Origin of the sequence: Variovorax sp. SRS16 (assembly GCF_901827165.1) — a bacterium.
Lineage (GTDB): Bacteria > Pseudomonadota > Gammaproteobacteria > Burkholderiales > Burkholderiaceae_C > Variovorax.
In genome coordinates this window covers 3,667,055-3,687,984 of sequence record NZ_LR594666.1, presented here as the reverse complement: position 1 = coordinate 3,687,984, position 20,930 = coordinate 3,667,055, and the positions used below count along the sequence as shown (strand labels likewise).

General features: G+C 58.5%; 16 protein-coding genes and 1 tRNA gene. 11 read left to right on the top strand and 6 right to left on the bottom strand.

The features are described from left to right. Positions 1–223: 223 nt before the first annotated feature. The 11 genes from E5P2_RS17855 to E5P2_RS17805 all read left to right on the top strand — a co-directional run bounded on the left by E5P2_RS17855 (position 224) and on the right by E5P2_RS17805 (position 16,832). Positions 224–460 (top strand): hypothetical protein, encoded by a 237-nt coding sequence (locus tag E5P2_RS17855; RefSeq protein ID WP_162568444.1) that lies wholly within the window; start codon positions 224–226, stop codon positions 458–460. Between the two features lie 216 nt (positions 461–676). After that, complete coding sequence (locus E5P2_RS17850; RefSeq protein WP_162568443.1) at positions 677–1,333, top strand: zinc ribbon domain-containing protein; 657 nt, start codon at positions 677–679, stop codon at positions 1,331–1,333. A 91-nt stretch (positions 1,334–1,424) separates the two neighbouring features. After that, positions 1,425–1,562: a hypothetical protein gene (locus E5P2_RS17845; protein WP_162568442.1), complete on the top strand. Its 138-nt coding sequence runs from the start codon at positions 1,425–1,427 to the stop codon at positions 1,560–1,562. A gap of 96 nt (positions 1,563–1,658) precedes the next feature. Continuing rightward, positions 1,659–2,243: a hypothetical protein gene (locus E5P2_RS17840; RefSeq protein WP_232080738.1), complete on the top strand. Its 585-nt coding sequence runs from the start codon at positions 1,659–1,661 to the stop codon at positions 2,241–2,243. A 213-nt stretch (positions 2,244–2,456) separates the two neighbouring features. Next, positions 2,457–5,708: a helicase-related protein gene (locus tag E5P2_RS17835; protein WP_162568440.1), complete on the top strand. Its 3,252-nt coding sequence runs from the start codon at positions 2,457–2,459 to the stop codon at positions 5,706–5,708. Then, the gene (locus E5P2_RS17830; RefSeq protein ID WP_162568439.1) at positions 5,705–6,469 is read left to right on the top strand and encodes a DUF4391 domain-containing protein; all 765 of its coding nucleotides are present in this window, start codon (positions 5,705–5,707) and stop codon (positions 6,467–6,469) included. Before E5P2_RS17835 ends, E5P2_RS17830 begins: the two co-directional genes overlap by 4 nt. Next, complete coding sequence (locus E5P2_RS17825) at positions 6,469–7,203, top strand: DUF6988 family protein (protein WP_162568438.1); 735 nt, start codon at positions 6,469–6,471, stop codon at positions 7,201–7,203. Before E5P2_RS17830 ends, E5P2_RS17825 begins: the two co-directional genes overlap by 1 nt. Before the next feature lie 18 nt (positions 7,204–7,221). Next, positions 7,222–9,105: a site-specific DNA-methyltransferase gene (locus E5P2_RS17820; protein ID WP_162568437.1), complete on the top strand. Its 1,884-nt coding sequence runs from the start codon at positions 7,222–7,224 to the stop codon at positions 9,103–9,105. Between the two features lie 13 nt (positions 9,106–9,118). Then, positions 9,119–12,211 (top strand): type III restriction-modification system endonuclease, encoded by a 3,093-nt coding sequence (locus E5P2_RS17815; protein ID WP_162568436.1) that lies wholly within the window; start codon positions 9,119–9,121, stop codon positions 12,209–12,211. Between the two features lie 124 nt (positions 12,212–12,335). Further along, a complete protein-coding gene (locus E5P2_RS17810; protein ID WP_162568435.1) occupies positions 12,336–14,933 on the top strand; it encodes an HD domain-containing protein in 2,598 nt (865 codons plus the stop codon). A gap of 45 nt (positions 14,934–14,978) precedes the next feature. Then, complete coding sequence (locus E5P2_RS17805) at positions 14,979–16,832, top strand: ATP-binding protein (RefSeq protein ID WP_162568434.1); 1,854 nt, start codon at positions 14,979–14,981, stop codon at positions 16,830–16,832. 227 nt (positions 16,833–17,059) lie between these two features. Here the strand turns inward: E5P2_RS17805 and E5P2_RS17800 are convergent, their stop codons facing one another. The 6 genes from E5P2_RS17800 to E5P2_RS17775 form a co-directional block, all read right to left on the bottom strand. Beyond that, entirely contained in the window at positions 17,060–18,037 is a 978-nt protein-coding gene (locus tag E5P2_RS17800; protein WP_162568433.1) for a hypothetical protein, read from the bottom strand. A 131-nt stretch (positions 18,038–18,168) separates the two neighbouring features. Beyond that, the gene (locus tag E5P2_RS17795) at positions 18,169–18,807 is read right to left on the bottom strand and encodes a hypothetical protein (protein ID WP_162568432.1); all 639 of its coding nucleotides are present in this window, start codon (positions 18,805–18,807) and stop codon (positions 18,169–18,171) included. A 65-nt stretch (positions 18,808–18,872) separates the two neighbouring features. Continuing rightward, positions 18,873–19,331 carry a DUF4124 domain-containing protein gene (locus E5P2_RS17790; protein ID WP_232080737.1) on the bottom strand — a complete coding sequence of 153 codons (459 nt, stop codon included), beginning with the start codon at positions 19,329–19,331 and terminating at the stop codon, positions 18,873–18,875. Next, entirely contained in the window at positions 19,328–19,537 is a 210-nt protein-coding gene (locus E5P2_RS17785) for a hypothetical protein (protein WP_162568431.1), read from the bottom strand. Before E5P2_RS17785 ends, E5P2_RS17790 begins: the two co-directional genes overlap by 4 nt. Positions 19,538–19,794: 257 nt before the next feature. Further along, positions 19,795–19,870 (bottom strand) — tRNA-Thr (locus tag E5P2_RS17780). A gap of 11 nt (positions 19,871–19,881) precedes the next feature. Beyond that, entirely contained in the window at positions 19,882–20,895 is a 1,014-nt protein-coding gene (locus E5P2_RS17775) for a class 1 fructose-bisphosphatase (RefSeq protein WP_162568430.1), read from the bottom strand. Positions 20,896–20,930 lie beyond the last annotated feature (35 nt).

Sequence of the window (20,930 nt, the reverse complement as noted above, 5' to 3'; positions counted from 1 at the left end):
CTTATTGATCTGATCAATCAAATCCTGATTGACCGACTTCTTGACCTTCAAAGGCGCAGAGCTTGTTGGAATTGTTCAATGGTAAGAGCGGACATAGAGCACCGAATAGTTCGTATATCGGGTGCATATGGTAAGCCGATTCGGAATTTGGCGAAATTTCAGAGAGATATTTAATTGCTCAGCCCCGCAGGCCGAGAGCAAAATGCGAACGAGGAGAACGCCCATGGCCACTGAAGCAACAGAGGACGCATCGCCTGAACCGAGCTTGACCGAACAGCGCGGTAGGCTCGCTGGCGTCGGGGGGAGCGGCAGGCCGGTTGTAGAGAAATTCAAACTCGCTTGCTCAAGTCCTTTTAGCTCGATGCTTGTAGGGCTGCTGTTGGACGGCTGGGTAAGTGATCCTCTTGGCGAGCGACTGAAAAGCGAGATACATGCTCCCAAGGAAAAGACTCAAAAATAGCTAATCGCCCAGCCCACGTAAAAGGAGCTTCGGCTCTTTTTTTTCTAGTGCACCGGTATATCGGACGCATACGTGAGCTGAAGTAATTGGTGAAGGATTTGACCTTTCGATCAGCGCCAAATGCGTCCGAACTGCCGCGGATCATATGGTGAATTTTGTTGCAAACCGACGACCTAGCGGAGCAAAATCGTCGTCTTACAAGCCGAGGAGGAGAAGATGCCGAGCCCCAACTCCAACCCCAAAGTACTGCGAATTCGACTCACAGCAATCTGTCCGAATTGCCGGGAACCGGTCGACCCCCGGGCAAAGATCTGCAAGACCTGTCGGTCCGATTTAAGTTGGAAACGCCATTTAACGATTTCCCACACAACTCTTGCGCTTCTAATTGCGCTGATCTCGGTCTTGGGTTCGCTTGTCCCGGTGATTGGCGACGCAATGAAGCCTGCGAATTCTCGCTTTGAAATAACAGTTGTTGCCGCGGAACAAACGCCGGCAACGCTCACACTGTTCGTCAAAAATACTGGCAAAAAAGACGGGGTGATTGATGGAGCACTCCTGGAAATAAGCAATGTGGGGAAATTGCACGCCGAAATTTTGAAGTCGCAGTTTCAAAGCGCCGCTACGGTGGTAGAGGCCGGAAAGTCCAAACTCGTGGAACTGAAGGGCAAAAACAATGACGAAATTCCTTTTCCGCCAGATATTCCGGAGATCGAAATCAGTTCACAAGACGCGCGTTGCAGACTTGAAATTTACACCGTCACTGGCAACGACAAGACGGTTATCCTTCCTTATGGACTTGGATGTCATGAACGAATAAAGCCACTTTTTTACAGGGAAATGGCGCAGCTAATTTATAAGAGAAAGTACAAGTAACCTAAGCAATGAGAGTCGTCGGGTTTTGGGAGATTTTCAAAATGGGCATGAGAGCAGAACCGAGAGCACAATGAGCGACAAGGAGATCGCAATGACCATCGAATCGACAGATGCTAACGGTTCACCCGAGACGACCTTGGTTAACGAACAGACGGAGTTGGCCGCCTCCCCGAGCACGGTGCCATGCCCGTTCTGCCGTGAATCGATTGCACCAGACGCGAAGTTGTGAAAAGCCTGTAAGTCAGACCCATCGCCAAGGGAGTGCCCCGTATGTCAAGAGCCTATCGCCCCTGGGGCGAAGCAATGTAAGCACTGCAAGTCTGATTTGACCTGGAAACGAAACATCGGCTTTAGTCAAACCACTCTGGCGTTACTCACCGCCCTTGTTGCGGTAATAGGGGCCGTGCTACCGGCAGTCAAACTAGCGCTTACTCCCAGCGACTCAAAGATAACCGGTGTGATTCTCGCAACGGATTCCGAATTAGGCATCGTTTCGGCATTGGTGAATAACGAAGGCGCAAAGCAGGGTGCTGTAACGGGGGCTCAGATAAGTGTGACCCGCCCACAGGGCAAAGTACTTGAGGTAGGGTTTGATGCGGTCGAGAAGCCCACAATTATCCCCAATGAAAAAGCGATCGAAGTCAAATTTCGAATCAAAGGTGCCACCATCAGTCGTGATGAACCACTCTCCGACGACGACCTTGCCAAGAATCCACGATTGATTCCCGTCAAATGCGAATTTACTCTGTTCGTGACGACGGGGAAAGGCATTACGGAACATACCCAAACCCCATGCGAAGCGCTTCACGTGATGGGGATATTTTTGGGCCAGAAGGACGCCCTCAAATTGACAGGAGAGCGTGAGCTTCATGCCGAGGATTGGGGCGGCAGGCAATCGATCGAGACCTAGCCGACCCGGGGAGGATTTCATTGACCTACGAGGGAGGCGCCGCTCTGCGGGATGACCTGCGAGGCGACGCCGGCGCTGCCGGCGCGGACCGGGAGCGCACCTTCGATCCGATCGTCGGTATCGAAAATCTTGAGCCCTACCGGCCCAGGGTCAAGTCGTCACGCCATGTAACATGCATTCTCGGCCGAGTGCGCCGATAGGAGGTTCAAGCCGGTGAAGTTCATTAGCAATTCGGGAATCGACCGCGTCGCTGACTTGGTCGCGCCACAGTTGGCTCCTGGTCATCGTCTTGATCTTGTGACGCCCGCCCTCTCGCTGTTCGGTTTCGAAGCGGTCCGTGAAGGCGCAAACATATTGGCCGCTGCTCGCCTCGTGCTGCCGCACGAACAGGCAGACCTGGGTGTTCTGGGGTCCGCGGCCGATCGACCCGCAAGGAATCGACTTCAGTCTCCGCGGCTGGCAAAGTTGCTGGCCGAATGGTTGCGCGAAAAGGCCGAGGTTCGGCGCGCCCCCGGGCTCATTCCGCAAGGCTTGACGGTAGTACGTGCGCCGGACGGAGAGCCGCTACAGGCAATTCATGGCTCATTTGGCCTGACTACTGATGGTCTAGGCCTTACGCCCGGCAATCCACTGAGCTTCATCCAGGCCTCCGAAACGGCTCAGGAAGGCCAAATGTTGGCCAAGTGGTTTGATGCGCAGTGGGCTGCTTTGGCGGCTCAACCTGAAGCTCACAAGGCGCTGATTGAGCAGCTCGACGTGTTGGCCAGACCGCGCGATCCAATGAGTGTCTACGCCAACGTGCTGTACCACCTGTTTCAGGCAGACAGCCAGGATATGGATGAGGATCGAATCGTCAAAGCTGCTACCGGTATTCGCGACACGGTCGTATGGAAGAAGCTGTACAAGTTCCAGCGAGACGGCGTGGTGGGTGCCATTGACAAGCTGGAGCGCTACGGCGGCTGCATCATTGCGGACAGCGTGGGCTTGGGTAAGACCTTCGAGGCGCTGGCCGTCATTAAGTACCACGAGTTGCGCAATGACCGCGTTCTGGTGCTGTGTCCTAAGCGCTTGCGCGACAACTGGACACTTTACAAGGCCAACGATCAGCGCAACATTTTGGCCTCCGACCGCTTGAACTACGATGTCCTCAACCACACCGATCTGTCTCGCGACGGCGGCCTCTCGGGCGACATCGACCTTACGCACGTCAACTGGGGCAATTACGACTTGGTGGTGATTGATGAGTCGCACAACTTCCGCAACAAGAAGGCTCCAAAGCAGGGAGCGGAGACGCGCTATGACCGCCTTATGCGAAAGATCATTCGCGAAGGCGTCAAGACCCGCGTTCTTATGCTGTCGGCCACGCCGGTCAACAACCGGCTGGCCGACCTGAAGAACCAGATTGCCTTTGTTACTGAAGGCGACGACACCGCGCTGTTCGACCACGGGATCGCCAGCATCGACAGCACCGCCCGCCGAGCGCAGAAGGCCTTCAACCGCTGGCTGGAACTAGCTGAGTGTGAGAAGACTCCGCAACTGCTGGTCGAGATGCTGGGCTTCGACTATTTCTCGCTGCTGGACCACCTGACTATTGCGCGATCGCGCCGGCACATTGAGAAATACTACGGCACCGCAGAGACGGGGCGCTTCCCCAGCCGCCTCCCACCGATCAACATCAAGGCCGATGTTGACAAGGCCGGGGAGTTTCAATCGATTAAAGAAATCAATGCCGAAATTCGGCGTCTCAAATTGGCCAGCTACGCGCCGCTGCGGTATGTCAAAGACAGCAAGCTCGCCGCCTACGACGAGAAATACAGTACCGCCATCCGGGGCGGCGAAAGCATCTTTCGCCAAGTTGACCGGGAAGAGAGTTTGATCCACCTGTTGCGGGTGAATTTGCTCAAACGCATGGAGAGTTCGGTGTTCTCGTTCGCGTTGACCGTGGGCCGGCAGCTCAAGGATGTTGACGCCACGCTCGCGCGCCTGCAGTCTCATACGTCCAGTAGCGAAGGCGCGGAAGACGAGTTTGAAGAGCTTGACATCGCCGACGTAGACATTGACGACCCGTTGTTCGAGCCGCTGCTGGTCGGCCGAAAGATCAAGGTGTTGCTCAGCGACCTCGACTTGGTGCGCTGGCGTCAAGACCTGACGGAAGACCGCAACCGTCTTGCTACCCTGAACGCCGCCGCGCTACAGGTTGATGCCACTCGCGACGACAAGCTTGACAAACTGCGCGACCTGATCGCTGAGAAGGTGCGCAACCCGATTAACGCTGGCAACCGCAAGGTGATTGTGTTCACCGCATTTGCCGACACGGCCGAGTACCTGTACGACCACTTGGCCGGCTGGGCTAAGACCAATCTCAAGGTCGAAACCGCCCTGGTCACCGGCTCCGGCGGCAACCGATCAACCCTGCCGTCCCTGCGCAGGGATCTGTCCACGATCTTGACTACTTTCTCGCCCCGATCCAAGGAGCGCCCTGCGAGCTTGGCACAAGAAGGCGAACTTGATTTGCTGATAGCCACCGACTGCATAAGTGAGGGCCAGAATCTTCAGGACTGCGACTGCCTGGTCAACTATGACATCCACTGGAACCCGGTCCGCATCATCCAAAGGTTCGGCCGAATCGACCGCCTCGGCTCATCCAACACCTCGATCCAACTAGCCAACTTCTGGCCCAACATGGAGTTGGAGGAATACATCAATTTGGAACAGCGCGTCAGCGGGCGCATGGTACTGCTCGACATTTCGGCCACTGGGGAAGAAAACATCATCGAACAGCAGTCCGGCGACCCGATGAACGACCTTGAGTACCGTCGCAAGCAGCTGCTGAAGCTGCAAGATGCGGTGATTGACTTGGAGGACCTGTCCAGCGGCGTATCCATCACCGACCTGACGCTGACTGACTTTCGTATCGACCTGGCCCGCTTCCTTAAGGCTCACCCTGGCAAATTGGAAACCATGCCGCTGGGCGCCTGTGCCGTCACCACGACACATGATGCCGACGTAACGCCGGGTATCCTGTTCTGTCTGCGCGCAGAGGCGGCCGCAGCCGAGAAGATCGTTGACCCCAGCTACCCACTCGCTCCGGTCTACTTAGTTCACGTAGGCGACCATGGAACTGTGCTTTTGCCTTACACCCAGGCGAAGCACGCGCTTGATCGGCTCAAGCGCCTGTGCATGGGCCGCGATCTGCCGGACGCGGGCGCGGTTGCCCGCTACGCCAAAGCGACCCGCAACGGCGACGACATGCGCCATGCCCAAAGTCTCCTGGCATCCGCCGTGGCCTCCGTCGTTGGTAAGAACGAAGAGCGCGCCATCGCTAGCCTGTTCATGCCGGGGGGTACACATGTCATGAAGGGTGAGTTCGCCGGCATGAACGATTTTGAGGTCCTGGCTTATCTCGTGGTACTGCCGAGCGCCAGCGAGGCCCCTGGGATCGCAGCAACGGCGGCGGCTGAATGACCGTTGGGAAACTGATTCGGGCTTTGGGCTTGCCAGAGTCCACGCGTGTCGACCAGCGCGTGCCCAAGAAGCTGTTGGCCGAGCATGGCGCGGCCACTGCGCTCGACAACCGTCAGATTCAAGACGGGGTGGAAGAAATCAGGTGGCTGGCCGCGCTAAAGCCGCACCTCATCGGTGTGCCGGCATTTGAGGACGCACAGCGGCAATACGTTGAACTGGCCGTACTGAGCTTGGCGCTCAAAACAGGCGCCAAGCTCGGCCGTCTGGTTGAATTGCTGCACCGCGCTGTGCCATACCCGACGCTGCTCCTGACCGCCTCCGACTCCGGTGTCAGCCTGTCTCTGGCGCATCTGCGTGCGTCACAAAACGAAGCGGACGAAATGATCCTGGATGGTGACTTGATGGCCGTCGTCGTGCCGGCCGATGGCGGCGGCGAGGCTTTCCTCTCTGCGTTGGCGCTCGCCCGTCAACCACAGTCAAACCTGTACGCGCTGTACCAGGGCTGGCTGGACACCGTGGATGCGCTGGACATCGCCCGCGAGACTGGCCGATTCCAACCCAGCCTGACTCGGGAACATGCCTTAGCCCGTCACGCCGCCTTGCAGCAATGCCGGCAGCTGCAATCTAAGGTGGAGCAGCTCCGCACCCAGGCCGCGAAAGAACGGCAATTGGCGCGCCAGGTGACCCTGAACCAAGAGATCCGAGCCGGCCAAACAGAACTGCAGGACTTGCAGAGGGTGCTGGCGGGAGAAGCAACTTGATGGTGAACTCTGACCACCAGGCCGTAGACACCACCGACGCACTAAACCAGGCGCTTGGCCGCGCCGAAGAACTCGACGAAGCGCTGATGAGCGCCATCGACGCGGTCAGCTACCGGCCCTACGACAACTCGGACCGGATCAGCGCTAGCGTGTCGGCAGCCAGCGTCGCGCTCGAACACGGGCGCGCCCTGCGCGTGCTCGTAGCCGGCGGCTTACCCACCACCGCACTCAGCATCATGCGCCTTCAACATGAAGCGCTGACCCGTGCGGTCTGGTTGCTGTACGCGGCCAGCGATTTGGCCATCGCCAAGTTAAGTGCTCCGCTGACGAAGGAGACCGAGGCCGCCGCCGGTAAACTGCCGATGCTGGCAGACATGCTCAAGCAACTGGCCGACAAGCCCGGAGCCGCACAGCCATTGATCGGCCTGCTTGCTTTCAAGGACAACAATGCAGTCGCGTTGAATTCGTTTGTGCATGGGGGCATACACGCGCTGCAGAGGCAGGCCAGGGGTTACCCGGTGTCCTTGATCGTCGACGCGCTGCGCAACTGCAACGGCTTGATGGTGATGGCTGTCATGATGCTGGCCGTGCTGACCGGTCGCCAGGCGGTTGTGCATCGCGTAAGCGGGCTGCAGGCGACGTTCGCCGATGACCTCCCTACGCCGTTACCGGCGAAAGCCGGACCATCTCCAGAGCAAGCCCAGCCTACTGCCCCCCAAGACCCCAAGAACTAGCGAAGCTGACACATTCCCATGCCCATTGAAAAGATCGAACCCGGCGCACCCGAAAGTCAAAGCGCGGATCTCCTGGCCAAAAACCTGGCCCAATTGCGGGCATTGTTCCCCGAACTAGTGACTGAAGGTGTCAAGGGCCCTGCCATCAATGTCGACGTTCTGAAGGGTCTGGTCGGCGACATCACCGTGACTGACGCCGACGAAAAGTACGGCCTCAACTGGCATGGCAAGCGCGCCGCCCGCCAATTGGCGTTGACGCCCAGCACCGGCACCTTGCGGCCCTTCCCGGAAGAGAGCGTGGACTGGGACAGCACTCAGAACCTGATGATCGAGGGCGACAATCTGGAAGTGCTCAAACTTCTGCAGAAGAGTTATGCCGGCAAGGTGAAACTGATCTACATCGATCCGCCATACAACACGGGCCAGGACTTCGTTTACCCCGACAACTTCCAGGACAGCATCAAGAACTACCTGGAGTTGACCGGGCAGGCGGAAGGGGGTCGAAGAATAAGCAGCAACACCGACGCTAGCGGGCGCTTCCACACCGACTGGCTGAACATGATTTACCCGCGCCTACAGCTCGCTCGGAATCTGCTGCGTTCCGACGGTGTGATCTTTGTCTCCATAGGTGATCGAGAGGTTCACCATCTCCGAGACGCTATGGACGAGGTCTTTGGTCCCGAAAATTTTTCTGCCACGGTGATTTGGGAGAAGGCCGACTCTCCGAGAAACACAGCGCGCCAGTTTTCCGAAGATCACGACTTCGTGCTGGTCTACTCAAAGAGCCCAGAGTGGTCCCCCAGCAAATTGCCGCGCACTGACGAGGCGAACTCGATCTACTCAAACCCTGACAACGATCCAATAGGCAAATGGATTCCAGGTGACCCATTCGCAAACAAACCATATTCGAAGGGGAAGTACACCATCATTGGTCCTACGGGTCGGCAGTTTTCGCCGCCTCCCGGCCGCTACTGGCGAGTTTCGGAAGAGAAGCTGCGCGAACTTGATGCGGAAGGTAGGGTCTGGTGGGGCCCCAAGAAGGATGCGCGTCCGAGCATCAAGCGGTATTTGTCAGAAGTGGCGGACCTCACACCCAGGACGCTCTGGAAGAAGGAGGATGTCGGTAGCAATCGAACGTCCAAGAATGAACTGAGGGCGCTGTTTCCAGAGAGTGAATCCTTCGACACCCCAAAGCCAACCAAGCTCATTGATCGGATGATTCGGCTGGCGACGGATAGCAACGAGGGCGACTTGATCCTAGACTTCTTTGCTGGCTCCGGAACTACTGGGCACGCGGTCTACAACGCGAACGTCGAGGATGGAGGCAATCGGCGGTTCGTCCTTGTCCAACTACCTGAGCCACTTGAGCAGCGCAGCGGAGAACTTGAGACGATCGCGGACATTACGCGGGAACGACTGCGCAGGGCTGCGAAGGCGCAGCGAGATGCGCAGCCTTTGTTCGGTGGCGACCTCGGGTTTCGGAGCTTCAGGCTGGCGGAGTCGAACATCCGCGCGTGGACACCGTCCCGTGACAATCTGGCGGGTACTCTCTTCGACCACATCGATCACGTGGACGCCGGCCGTAGCGACGACGATGTGCTCTACGAGTTGCTTCTCAAGCTAGGATTGGATCTGTGTGTGCCGATCTCGGTTAAGGAAATCGTCGGCAAGACCGTACACAGCATCGGCGGCGGCGTGCTGCTGGCCTGCCTGGACATACAGATCACGGCGGCGGACTCAGAGCCGCTGGCGCTCGGCATCGTGGCCTGGCATAAGGCCCTGCAAACGGCCGGCGACGTGACCTGCGTGTTCCGCGATATTGCTTTCGTGGACGACGTGGCCAAGACCAATCTAGCCGCGATCCTGGAACAGCACGGCGTCGCCAAAGTGCGAAGCCTATGACTAGAGCGCGCCCATGAAACTTCATTTCGAAGCCGACCTGCCATACCAGTCGGCCGCCATCGAGGCGGTGTGCAATCTTTTCCATGGCCAAGAGATTTGCCGTACCGAGTTTACGGTGACAGTACGTGCCGCACGGCGCGATGAACCTGACGCCGCCGCACAGGGCGCCTTGGCGGGCATGCTGGCCACGGAGCAGGGCGGCATCGGCAACCGACTGACCTTGCTGGACGAAGAAATCGAAGGAAACCTGCGCGCGGTCCAATTGCGCAATGGCCTCCCGCCCACTACCAAACTGTCGCCCGACTTCACGGTGGAGATGGAAACCGGCACCGGCAAGACCTACGTCTATCTGCGCACAGCATTTGAATTGAACCGCCGCTACGGTTTCACCAAGTTCGTGATCGTGGTGCCTTCGGTCGCCATCAAGGAAGGCGTCAACAAGACGCTGCAAATTACCCGTGACCACTTTGAGGCGCTGTATCCAGGCGCCAAGGGCTACGAGTTTTTCCAGTACGACTCGGCCAAGCTGGGCCAGGTGCGCAACTATGCGACCAGCCCCAATGTGCAGATCATGGTGATCACGGTCGGAGCAATCAATAAGTTCGGCGACGAACAGGAGGCGGCGGCCGAGGAAGGCAACGAGGCCCTGCGCCGGGAGAAGTCGAAGAATGTGATGTACCGGGCGAGTGAGAAGACTGGTGGGGAAAAGCCCATCGATCTTGTGCGAGCCACGCGGCCCATCTTGATCGTGGACGAACCGCAAAGCGTCGACGGAGGTATCGATGGGCGCGGAAAAAAGGCCATGACGCGAATGCACCCGCTATGTACGCTGCGTTACTCGGCCACTCACGTGGACAAGCACAACATGGTCTACCGGCTGGACGCGGTGGACGCCTACGAGCAAAAGCTTGTCAAGCAGATCGAGGTGGCTTCGGCCACGGTAGACCACGGCTTCAACAAGCCCTACGTTAAGCTGCTTGCAGTGAGCGACAAGCGCGGTGCCATCACCGCAACCTTGGAGATTGACGTGCTGAGTCGCGCGGGCAGCGTGCAACGCAAGGAAGCGATTGTTCAGGATGGCGACGATCTGGAGCAGACCACTGGCCGTGAAATCTACGCCAACCTGCGCGTTGGCACGATCCGCGCCGGGTCGAAAAGTCCAAGGCAAGAAGCGTTGCTGGAACTACATGTGCCTGGCGGCCAGCAGTATCTGAGGGTCGATGACAGCTGGGGTGGTGTGGAGCCGCTGGCTATCCAACGCGAAATGATCCGTCGCACGATAAAGGAACACTTGGACAAGGAAAAGCGGCTGCGTCCGCTGGGCATCAAGGTGCTGAGCCTGTTCTTCATCGACGCGGTGGACAAGTATCGAGTTTACGACGCACAGGGCGATGCACAGAAGGGCTTGTACGCGACAATCTTCGAGGAAGAGTACAAGCGCTGGGCCCGGCACCCCGATTACCAGAGCCTGTTCACCGAGGTGGATCTGAGCGCAGCCGCCAACGAGGTGCACAACGGCTACTTCTCTATCGACAAGAAGAAAGTCGGCGGCAAGATGGTCGAGATGGTGAAGGACACCAGCGGCAGCACGGCCGCTGACGATGACACCTACAACCTCATCATGCGCGATAAGGAAAAGCTGCTGAGCTTTTCGTCGCCGCTGAAGTTCATCTTTAGCCACTCGGCGCTGAAGGAAGGATGGGACAACCCCAACGTCTTCCAGATCTGCAATTTCAGTACCCGCGAGACCGAGCGCTGGCGTCGCCAGACCATCGGTCGCGGCCTGCGTCTGTGCGTGAATCAGGACGGCCAGCGCCTCCGCGGCTTCGAGGTGAACACGCTGACGGTGGTCGCCAATGAGAGCTACCAGCAGTTTGCCGACAACCTGCAGAAAGAGATCGAAGACGACGGCTTCCAGTTCGGCGTGGTGCCGAACCAACTGTTTGCCGGAGTGGCTGTGCAGCAGATCGACGGCACGCAGAAGCCGTTAGGCTTCGATGCCTCGAAGGTACTGGCGGAGCACCTGCGCGCGCAGAAACTAATCGACGCTAAGGGCAAGGTGCAAGACACTCTGCGACAGGCGATCAAGAACAATACACTGACCCTGCCGCCGGAAATGGAGGCTCAGCGCCAGCAGATAGTGGATATGCTGCGCAAGGTGGCCGGCAAGTTGGAGATCAAGAACGCCGACGAACGCCGGCAGGTGCCAGTGCGCCGCGCCGTGTTGGACAGCCCCGAGTTCAGGGCGCTGTGGGACCGCATCAAGTTTCGAACCACCTATCGTGTGCAGTTCGACAACGAGAAGCTGATCCGCGACTGCATCGGCGCGGTTATCCAGGCCCCGCACATTAGCAAGACGCGTCTGCAGTGGCGCAAGGCAGGAATGGAGATAGGCCAGGCAGGCGTGAATGCTGTGGAGCGCGTAGGTGCCGAGACCGTTGTGCTCCGTGAGGACGACATCGAGCTGCCGGATATTCTGACCGAGTTGCAGAACCGTACCCAGATCACGCGCCGCAGCATCGGCCGTATCTTGGTCGAAAGCCAGCGCCTGAACGACTTCAAACGCAACCCACAGCAGTTCATCGAAATCGTGGCCGACGCCATTGATCGGTGCAAGCGCATCGCGTTGGTAGACGGCATTCGCTACCAGAGGCTGGGCGGCGACGACTACTATGCTCAGGAGCTATTCGAGAAAGAAGAGCTAACCGGCTATCTGAGGAACATGCTACAGGACACCAAGCGCTCGGTGTACCAGCACGTGGTGTACGACTCAGATGTTGAACGCGACTTCGCCGATCAGCTGGAGAAGAACGATGCCATCAAGATCTACGCCAAGTTGCCTGGCTGGTTCAAGGTGCCCACGCCTTTAGGCAGCTACAACCCGGACTGGGCCGTGCTGGTGACCATGCCAGACGGCGATCGAGTTTATTTTGTCGTCGAGACAAAAGGCAGCCTGTTTGCAACGGATCTGCGCGGCGTCGAGAGCGCAAAGATCGAATGCGGGCGAGCGCATTTCGAGGCACTGGCGGTTGGTGAGAAACCTGCGATCTATGACAAATTTAAGGACGTTGCAGGTCTGGTTGAAAGCGCCATGTCGAGAGTTTGATCGTGGCGTTTCTTAACCCCATCCACTACGGGCCAGCGGCTCGTGCCTGGCGGCGCGCCAAAAAACGCCGCCCGAGCAAGACGTGTGGACAACTGCTGCCGATACAACAAACCCTCCGCATTCGATGAGCAATCCTCTGGAAAACGTGCCGCTTTGGCGCACCGCGCTCGCCCCCCAGGGCGATGGCCTCGATATGCCCCGGGAAATGTTAAGGCAGTCATTCCTATCTTTTCGTGGCCGTGTCGCTGATCTGGTGGCTACTTTGGGCAGCGAACTCCCCGGGCTTACCGTTCATGACATCACCCACCTGGATGCCCTCTGGCGGATCGCGCAGGAGATCGCGGGCAGTGAATATCCATTAAACCCGGCCGAAGCCTACGTCCTGGGCGGTGCCTTCTTACTTCACGATGCGGCCCACGTGCTTGCTGCCTATCCAGGTCGATTATCGGAGATTAAGCAGTCTGTGCATTGGCAGGACTTCGTCGCGCAGAGGAGCCAGGGTCTTGAACCGGTTGCTGGAAGCGAGGCGGAGAAGTCCGCCATCTTTCAGGTATTGCGCCACCTGCATGCGGAGCAGGCCCAACGACTGCCTGGCATCTACTGGCAAGTCGACGCTCAAGGAGACCGTTTCTATCTGATTGAGAACCAGGCTCTTCGCGAGTATTACAGCGACTCGATCGGCGAGATTGCAGCGAGCCATCATTGGTCTCCAGACAAGGTTGCTGCGACGTTTGCAGGGCGGCGCGTCTCGTGCCCCTCATTTCTAGCTCCTGCAGCCTGGGAAGTCGATTCGCTAAAGATTGCACTTTTGCTTAGGACGGCGGACGCCGCACACATGGACGCCGCACGCGCACCATGGTTTCTTTTTGCTTTGCGCAAGCCCCAGGGCATCTCAGCCGACCACTGGCGCTTTCAGGCGAAGATGGGACAGGCCACTCGGACGGCTGCCGGTGAACTGAGGTTGGCCTCCGGCGCAAGTTTTGCCCCGAACGAGCGGGCGGCCTGGTGGCTTGCACTCGACACGGCTCGGATGGTCGACCGCGAACTGCGAAGTGCCAACGCGATCCTGCGCGAAGAAAATCGAACGTTGTTTGCCGCAGGTAACGTCCTAGGAGTCGAGTCAGCCGATGCTTTTGCAAGGCATGTGCCGGTCCGGGGTTGGGAGCCAGTCGATGTCTCCCCCAGGATTGGAGACGCGACGCGACTTATCGCCAGCCTCGGGGGTGCGGCGCTCTACGGCGAGAGCTATGCCGCGCCGCTGAGGGAGCTGCTTCAAAACGGTTTGGACGCCGTTGCTGCTTTGCGTGCGCTCAACGGGGTCGGTCCCCGCGAAGGCGAGATCCATGTCAATGTTCGCGCGGCAGAACCGGGCATGTGGTGGCTCGACGTGACGGACACAGGCATCGGCATGAGTCGCCACGTACTCACAAACGTGCTGCTTGATTTCGGTGCGTCGCTTTGGGCGAGCGACACGATGAGACAGGAGCTGCCCGGCTTAGCGAAGGCAGGTTTCAAACCGGTCGGGAAGTTCGGGATTGGTTTCTTTTCGATCTTCATGCTCGGAGACGAGGTTCGAGTGACGACCCGGCGCTTCGAACCTGCAAACGGTGAAAGTATGGTGAACTGGCAGTTGCGCTTCGACGAAGGGCTGGCTTCACGGCCTGCGCTAGTTCGGCCAGATCGCGACGAGACTCTCGCCCGATCGGGCACGCGGGTTAGTGTCAAATTGCCGAACGCCAAACTCACTGCTCTCGTGAATGCCAACAACAAGAACGGCCCGTTTGACGCCTTGTTCCAAGTCACAGCGGAGTCACCCAAGGATCTTGAAGGACGTCGGGGCATTCAGCTTGCTTGGCTGGTCGCCAGCCTGTGTCCAACTAGTACCATTCGCATCACGACGTGTCTCGACGATCAACAGACTTACATTGCCATCAACGCCGATGACTGGAAAAAAATTGATGACAAGGAATTGCTTGGCCGGGTGAATTGCGCAGGCGGTGCGGTGTATGCCTTGAATGACGGAAGCGGTGAACTAATCGGACGCCTCGGAATGAAGGGGGCCTCACTGCAACTGCATCCCACCCCTGCCTCCCTGGTATACGAGGGGGTAGTTTGCGGCCATCTCGACGGACTCACCGGTGTTGCCTGCGCTCGGGAAAACAATAACGATGCGCGTCGCGCCAAAGCGAAACCCGCCGGGTCGCTCGACGACTGGAAACTGTGGGCGGAGCGTGTAGTTGCCGGCACCACGCCGCTCGACATGGATCACAGACTGCATCTGCATCCGTTGCTTCCTGAGAAGGATTTCGATGTCTGGATCGTGGGTGCTGAGGAACTGCCGCTGGCCAGAGTCATGGAATTGGTTAAGACCAAGGACGAAGTGTCGCTTCACGACGGCACCGTATCGCACGATAGTTCGGACGATATGGGCTCGGACAGGTTTAATCACTCGTTTGCGCCTAAGAAGGACGTGATTTGCTACCCCTCGTTCGCACCTCGCGACTCGTGGTGGCCGCTTTCGGAGGCCTATCTGAACAGCGGCGAAGCCTTCCCTTGGTTTCTTGGCGTTCCTCCAATCGACTACCAAGCGAGATTCGAAACCGCGTTGATTGCCACGTGGGGCGCCTTCGAAAAGGAAGACTCGAAGGACGTACCCGTTGGCGAGGTCGATGGCTCAGAGATCATTCGGTGGGTTACTCAGTACCGGCGCGCAAAAGATTAGCTGCGACCGTATACGGCTAGGCACCCGACACCATCGAAGGACACCATGAAACTCGCAGCTGTAACCTTGGAAAATTTCCGTGGATACCACCACGCCACCCGCATAGGCATCGATCAACTAACCGCATTCATCGGAAAGAACGACGCTGGAAAATCAACAATTCTGGAAGCCCTGGAAATCTTCTTCAATGATGGGAGGCCGGAACGTGGGGACGTGTGCGTACATGGCGCTGATTCGACTATTCGCATCGGCTGTGCGTTCGTAAACTTACCCACCGAAATGGTGCTCGACGCCGTTGCTCCTACCTCGCTGACTGCCGAGCAGCTTTTGAATGAGAACGGCGAACTGGAACTCGTCAAGGAGTGGGATACGACCGGCGAAACGCCGAAGGAATCTATTTACGCCGCGGCGATGCATCCGACGAATGCAGACGCTAGTGACCTGCTCACACTGAAGAACGCTGACTTGAAAGCCAGGGTCAAGAAGCTCGGTATCGATCAAGCGGCGATTAATCTCACGATTAACGGGAGCCTTCGCCAGGCGATCCGAGACGCCTGTCAGCCGTTAACGCTGGAACGCAGGTTGCTTCCCCTCGACAAAGAGGACGCGAAAAAGGTGTGGGATCAACTTAAATTGCAGTTGCCGATGTACGCCATTTTCCGCTCGGATCGACCGAGCCAGGATGGCGACGAAGAGGTCCAGAACCCGCTCAAGTTCGCTATAACACAAGCCCTCAAGGAGCTGGCCGATGATTTGAAAAAGATCGAGGACGCGGTGAGAGTGCGAGCGGAGGACGTGGCCAAGCGCACGCTCGCAAAGCTCAATGAGATGGACAGCCGCTTGGCGAGCGAGCTGACGCCATTCTTCAAAGCAGATCCTAAATGGGATGTCTTCAAGTTCGGCCTGATGGGCGACAACGGGATACCCATCAACAAACGCGGTAGCGGCGTGCGCCGGCTCATTCTCCTGAACTTCTTCCGCGCCGAGGCCGAGCGTCGGCGTAACGAAAGAGGCGCGCTGAGCGTCATCTACGCGATCGAGGAGCCGGAGACGTCGCAGCATCCCGACAACCAACGGCTTCTTGTCCAAGCGCTGAAGGAACTCGCTGCCGATGACAACACGCAGGTATTAGTCACGTCGCACACGCCTGGCTTGGCGGGCCTTCTGCCCAGCGACAGCCTGCGATGCGTGCGCAAACAGTCCGACGGGACGGCGGCGGTTTTCCACTGCGAGGATGAAAACGATCTAATCGTGATCGCCAACGAGCTTGGCGTGCTTCCCGATCGGCGCGTCCAAGTTTTGGTTTTTGTTGAGGGGCCAAACGACATCGAATTTTTGGAGCGCATTGGCGCAATGCTCAAGTCCTCCATGCCCAACGTCGTGGACTTCACAAGCGACACGCGTGTGGCCTTAGTCCCTCTCGGTGGTAGTTCGCTAAAGCAATGGGTTGCCAAGCACTACCTGCGCAACCTAGGCCTGCCGGAGGTGCATATCTACGATCGCGACGACGACACGCCCCCGAAGTACCAGGGGGAATATGACAAGGTCAACTCACGCACAGACAAGTCGTGGGCTGTCATCACCACAAAGCGCGAATTGGAAAACTACCTTCATGCCGACGCGATCGCTGAAGGCATGGACGGCATAACGGTCGCTTTTACCGGAACGTGTGACTTGCCGTTGATAGTGGCCAAGGCCGTGCATGAAGCATCCGCCGGTTCGAAACCCTGGGCCGACGTGCTTATGGACGACAAGGAGTTGCGCAACAAGGTCAGTCAGGCCAAAAAGCGGCTGAACCGTGATGCAGCGGAAAAAATGACAAGCGCTAGGCTGACTCAAAGTGACGGCGCGGGTGAGGTGTCCGGCTGGCTAACACGAATTCACGGCATGCTCGGATAGCTGTTGCAGAGTCATGTTCAATCTTTGACTTGGCCGTTGTAGGTGTTGCCAAAGAAACTTCGGCTGGGCTGAAACGCGACAGTTGCCGAGCAATCAATTGTTCTGCCCCTGCAGCGGACTGCCAAACTGAGTCTGGCAAGTCGAACGACAAAAATGTCCACTTCATGCGAAGAATGCATGCGCTCTTCAGCCAACTGGCAAACCTGATCTCCCAGGTGGGTCTAGGTTCATAACATTTCGGCCAACCGACGTTGCGTCTCATCACGCGCAGCGCTGAGGGTGTCGAACTGCCCGGAAAGCAGAGTGTCGATCGCGCACCAAACGCGCATCGCTCGCACAACGTTGCCGTTCTTAATCTCTCGCGCTGGACGCATGGCTGGGCCGAGGCGATATACGAAGTTGGCACGGTCGTTCTTGACCCATAGCGGGTTGATCACGGTGAGGTCGTCGGCAATTTGGAAGCTATCGATGTGATGCACTGACTGCAGCTTCCCGCTGTAACGAAAGCCGATGTAATTTGGGGGCTGCACTGGCCAATGATGGCCAACGGGGTGGAAGTAGCTTCCGTCCTGCTCGACCACGTCGATCCAAGTGTGCGAGCCGCCTTCGACCATTGGCGACAAGCCAAGTGAGACGACGAATACCTTGTTATCAGTCAATCGTTCCATGGACACAAACTCCCGAAGATGCTGCGCGAATTGGCGCAACCACAGTCTTTGCTCGAGACTTCCAGAACGGGTCGACGCGTGCGTCGACATACGCTGTAGATCGCTCCAAGACAGATGATGGAGCAGAACGTCGCCGATGGCGCCTGGCAGGCGTCGGCGCGCGTAGTCGGCGTCCGCTGCACTAATCGAAACAAGGCGCTTGTGTAAAGCGCCCCCGGCCGTCATTCGCGGGCGATATCGCTCGAACTGAATGACATCGGGCACCTCCCACCCGCGCTTAGCTTCAAACAGGACGTGAAATTCATGGCCAGCTTGAACTTCGATGTCGGTGTAGCCTCGATCGTCGCCGTGCTTCTGGAGAGTGATCGCCAAGTCTCCCGAAGCCAGGTGCTGACCAAATACTGCATTCAGCACGATCTGTCGGAACGCCGGGCACTGCTCCAAGACCCAGCCCATTGCAAAGCTCGCGCTGTTTTCGTCCGCACGACTGAGCCCGAAGACGCTGGTGGGCTTGGTGCCTCGAATCGTCAGAGCCATGGTCGGTGCTCAGGCCCGACCAATCGTCCGCAGCCTGTTTTTCAGATTAATCACTAGCAGTCTCAGGGCGTGCTCCTTATCAGTCAGTTCGACGACGTCCATCCGCGGTTATAAACGTTCTTACCCCCTGATCAATCCGGTTCCACGGGGCCCGTCCTCATGGTCACGTAGCTCAATGGGCCAGCGATGTTGAACAATTGAGTACTCCACCGCGCAACATCCGAATATGCGAGGGTTGCGCCGCCAAGAACTGCCCTGTCCCACAACAGCTTATGAACGGGGTCGGCATCAGGAGGGAATCGCTGGTCAATGATGTCATCGTCAAGATGCTCCAGCAGGTCACGAAACTTCTTAATTCGTGAGATGGAAGATTCGCTGAGTACATCCATTGCCCGGGCACGCGGTACAAGCGGCGTACCGTCGGCATCTCTGTATCCCATGCCGCGAAGCCGGATCAGGTAGTTGACCGCGCGATGAAGGGATTGGACGCAAGATTCCCAATGATCCTCCGCCCGGTGGTAGTCGAGTCGATAGCCATCTCCACAGATGTACCGAAACATTCTTTCGCGCGTGGCTTGATATTCGAGAACCGTCTTGTCGACCAAGCGCACAAACCCGTCTGCGATTTGCTTGCCGCGCGGCTCTCTCGGGCCATGAACTCCGAGACGAATGCCAAGGTCCCTCTTGCTTCGAAGACTGGCGTCGAGAGGCAGCGGGGGCATTCCTGCTCCGAGTTTGGCCGCCCCCTCGGGGTTACTCTGATTGTCCACGCTGATCCTTTCCCAAATCCGCTGACGATACAGCTCTCCTCGCTTTCATCGACGGTGGCCGTCGATCAGCATTTCAGGTCAAAGAAGCGCTTGCGAGCCTTGTAGAGGTCAACGTCGGCTTGGGCCTTGGCCGCGCCTGTGGCGCGCGCTGCTACTTCCTCAATCTGAGGAAGCTCGCCGTCGAGCCGCGTGCATTGCGTTTGGTCGCTGGTTGGCAGCTTCACGCGACGCCGCATCACATTCATGTCCTCGTGCGACCGGCCGTGCAGCGGGCCCGTTGCGCTGTCGAATATCGAGTTGAACTCGTCGTTCTGCACTTCGCGTCCCTTCCGAGACTGCCCGCCCATCCGGTCCATGCCTTGCGTGGGCGTCACGTCCACCGGCTTTGCGCCGACGCACGGCGCGTCTGAGTAGGCGACCCTGCCGTTCGTCTCGCAGCGGTAGACCTTCGGTTGGGCGGACACGGGCAACACCAGCGCAGCGAACAGAGCGGCGACCAGCAGGCGAGGCATTTTCGCGTTCACCAGAACTTCCACCACGGCCGGCGGCGTAGCCGCATATGTAGTGGCCGGGTATCGAGGCTGTCGAAGATGCTGGCGGCGGCGCCGAAGCGGCTATGCGCGTCGTCGTCGGCCGTGCCGCTCGATGCGGACGCCCGATTGCCTGCCTGGGCGACGTGGCAGGCTTGCGTGGCGGCGTGGTCAAGGGGGAGGGCGCCCGAACTGGTCATGGGCTGATTCTGCCGGGTGAGAAGCGAGAGCCACGTGAACAGATGCGCCGTCTGCCTTTGAATGCGGGCGAAGAAAGGAACTCGTGGTGTATGCGCGACACCGAAAAGGCTGGCCCATCTACCCGCGTTGACCACGGCAATGAGGGCTCTTGATGCCAAGCTACCGGGCTCCGAAATTCTCTTACATCGGCCGTTACATCGCCAAAGAAAATGGCTCTGTTGCTACCATTTTGATAGCAACAGAGCCTTATCTATATTGGTGCCGGAGAGATGAATCGAACACCCGACCTTCTCATTACGAATGAGCTGCTCTACCGACTGAGCTACACCGGCTAAGCCCGCGATTATAGCGGTTCGTGGTACCCCGTCAGCCGCTCGACCTCGTTTTTCGAGCCGAGCACCACGGCCACCCGTTCATGCAGCTTCGATGGCGCCAGATCGAGGATGCGCTTGCGCCCATTGGTAGCCGCGCCGCCGGCCTGTTCGACCAGCCAGCTCATGGGGTTGGCCTCGTACATCAGGCGCAGCTTGCCGGCCTTCTCGGGCTCGCGCTTGTCCCACGGGTACATGAAGACGCCGCCGCGCATCAGGATGCGGTGCACGTCGGCGACCATGCTGGCGATCCAGCGCATGTTGAAGTCCTTGCCGCGCGGGCCTTCCTTGCCGGCCAGGCATTCGTCGATGTAGCGCTTCACCGGGGCGTCCCAGTGGCGCATGTTGCTCATGTTGACCGCGAATTCCTTCGTGTCGGCCGGGATCTGGATGTCCTCCTGCGTGAGCATGAAGGAGCCCTGCTCGCGGTCGAGCGTGAACATGGCGACGCCGGCGCCCACGGTCAGCACCAGCGTGGTCTGCGGGCCGTAGATGCAGTAGCCCGCGGCGACCTGCCGGCTGCCGGCCTGCAGGAAGTCGGCCTCCTGCACGCCGGGTGTGTCGTCGGGCTTCTTGAGCACGCTGAAGATGGTGCCGATGCTGACGTTGACGTCGATGTTGCTCGAGCCGTCGAGCGGATCGAACAGCAGCAGGTATTCGCCCTGCGGGTAGCGGTTGGGCACCACGTAGATGCTGTCCATTTCCTCGCTGGCCATGGCGGCGAGGTGGCCGCCCCATTCGTTGGCCTCGATCAGCACCTCGTTGGCGATGATGTCGAGCTTCTTCTGGATCTCGCCCTGCACGTTCTCGCTCTCGGCCGTGCCGAGCACGCCGCCGAGCGCGCCCTTGTTGACGGCCTGGCTGATGCTCTTGCAGGCGCGCGCGACGACTTCGAGCAGGAGGCGCAGTTGCCCGGGGATGAGGCCGTCGGCGCGTTGCTGTTCGACGAGGTAGCGGGTGAGTGAAATCTTGTGGTGTTGAGCCATGGATGAATCAAAGAGAAATGGTTCGCGGCCGAGGC

Coding starts and splice junctions, on each gene's coding strand:
- E5P2_RS17855 (WP_162568444.1), top strand. CDS start 224: ATGGCCACTGAAGCAACAGAGGACGCATCGCCTGAACCGAGCTTGACC.
- E5P2_RS17850 (WP_162568443.1), top strand. CDS start 677: ATGCCGAGCCCCAACTCCAACCCCAAAGTACTGCGAATTCGACTCACA.
- E5P2_RS17845 (WP_162568442.1), top strand. CDS start 1,425: ATGACCATCGAATCGACAGATGCTAACGGTTCACCCGAGACGACCTTG.
- E5P2_RS17830 (WP_162568439.1), top strand. CDS start 5,705: ATGACCGTTGGGAAACTGATTCGGGCTTTGGGCTTGCCAGAGTCCACG.
- E5P2_RS17825 (WP_162568438.1), top strand. CDS start 6,469: ATGGTGAACTCTGACCACCAGGCCGTAGACACCACCGACGCACTAAAC.
- E5P2_RS17820 (WP_162568437.1), top strand. CDS start 7,222: ATGCCCATTGAAAAGATCGAACCCGGCGCACCCGAAAGTCAAAGCGCG.
- E5P2_RS17815 (WP_162568436.1), top strand. CDS start 9,119: ATGAAACTTCATTTCGAAGCCGACCTGCCATACCAGTCGGCCGCCATC.
- E5P2_RS17810 (WP_162568435.1), top strand. CDS start 12,336: ATGAGCAATCCTCTGGAAAACGTGCCGCTTTGGCGCACCGCGCTCGCC.
- E5P2_RS17805 (WP_162568434.1), top strand. CDS start 14,979: ATGAAACTCGCAGCTGTAACCTTGGAAAATTTCCGTGGATACCACCAC.
- E5P2_RS17800 (WP_162568433.1), bottom strand. CDS start 18,037: ATGGCTCTGACGATTCGAGGCACCAAGCCCACCAGCGTCTTCGGGCTC.
- E5P2_RS17785 (WP_162568431.1), bottom strand. CDS start 19,537: ATGACCAGTTCGGGCGCCCTCCCCCTTGACCACGCCGCCACGCAAGCC.
- E5P2_RS17775 (WP_162568430.1), bottom strand. CDS start 20,895: ATGGCTCAACACCACAAGATTTCACTCACCCGCTACCTCGTCGAACAG.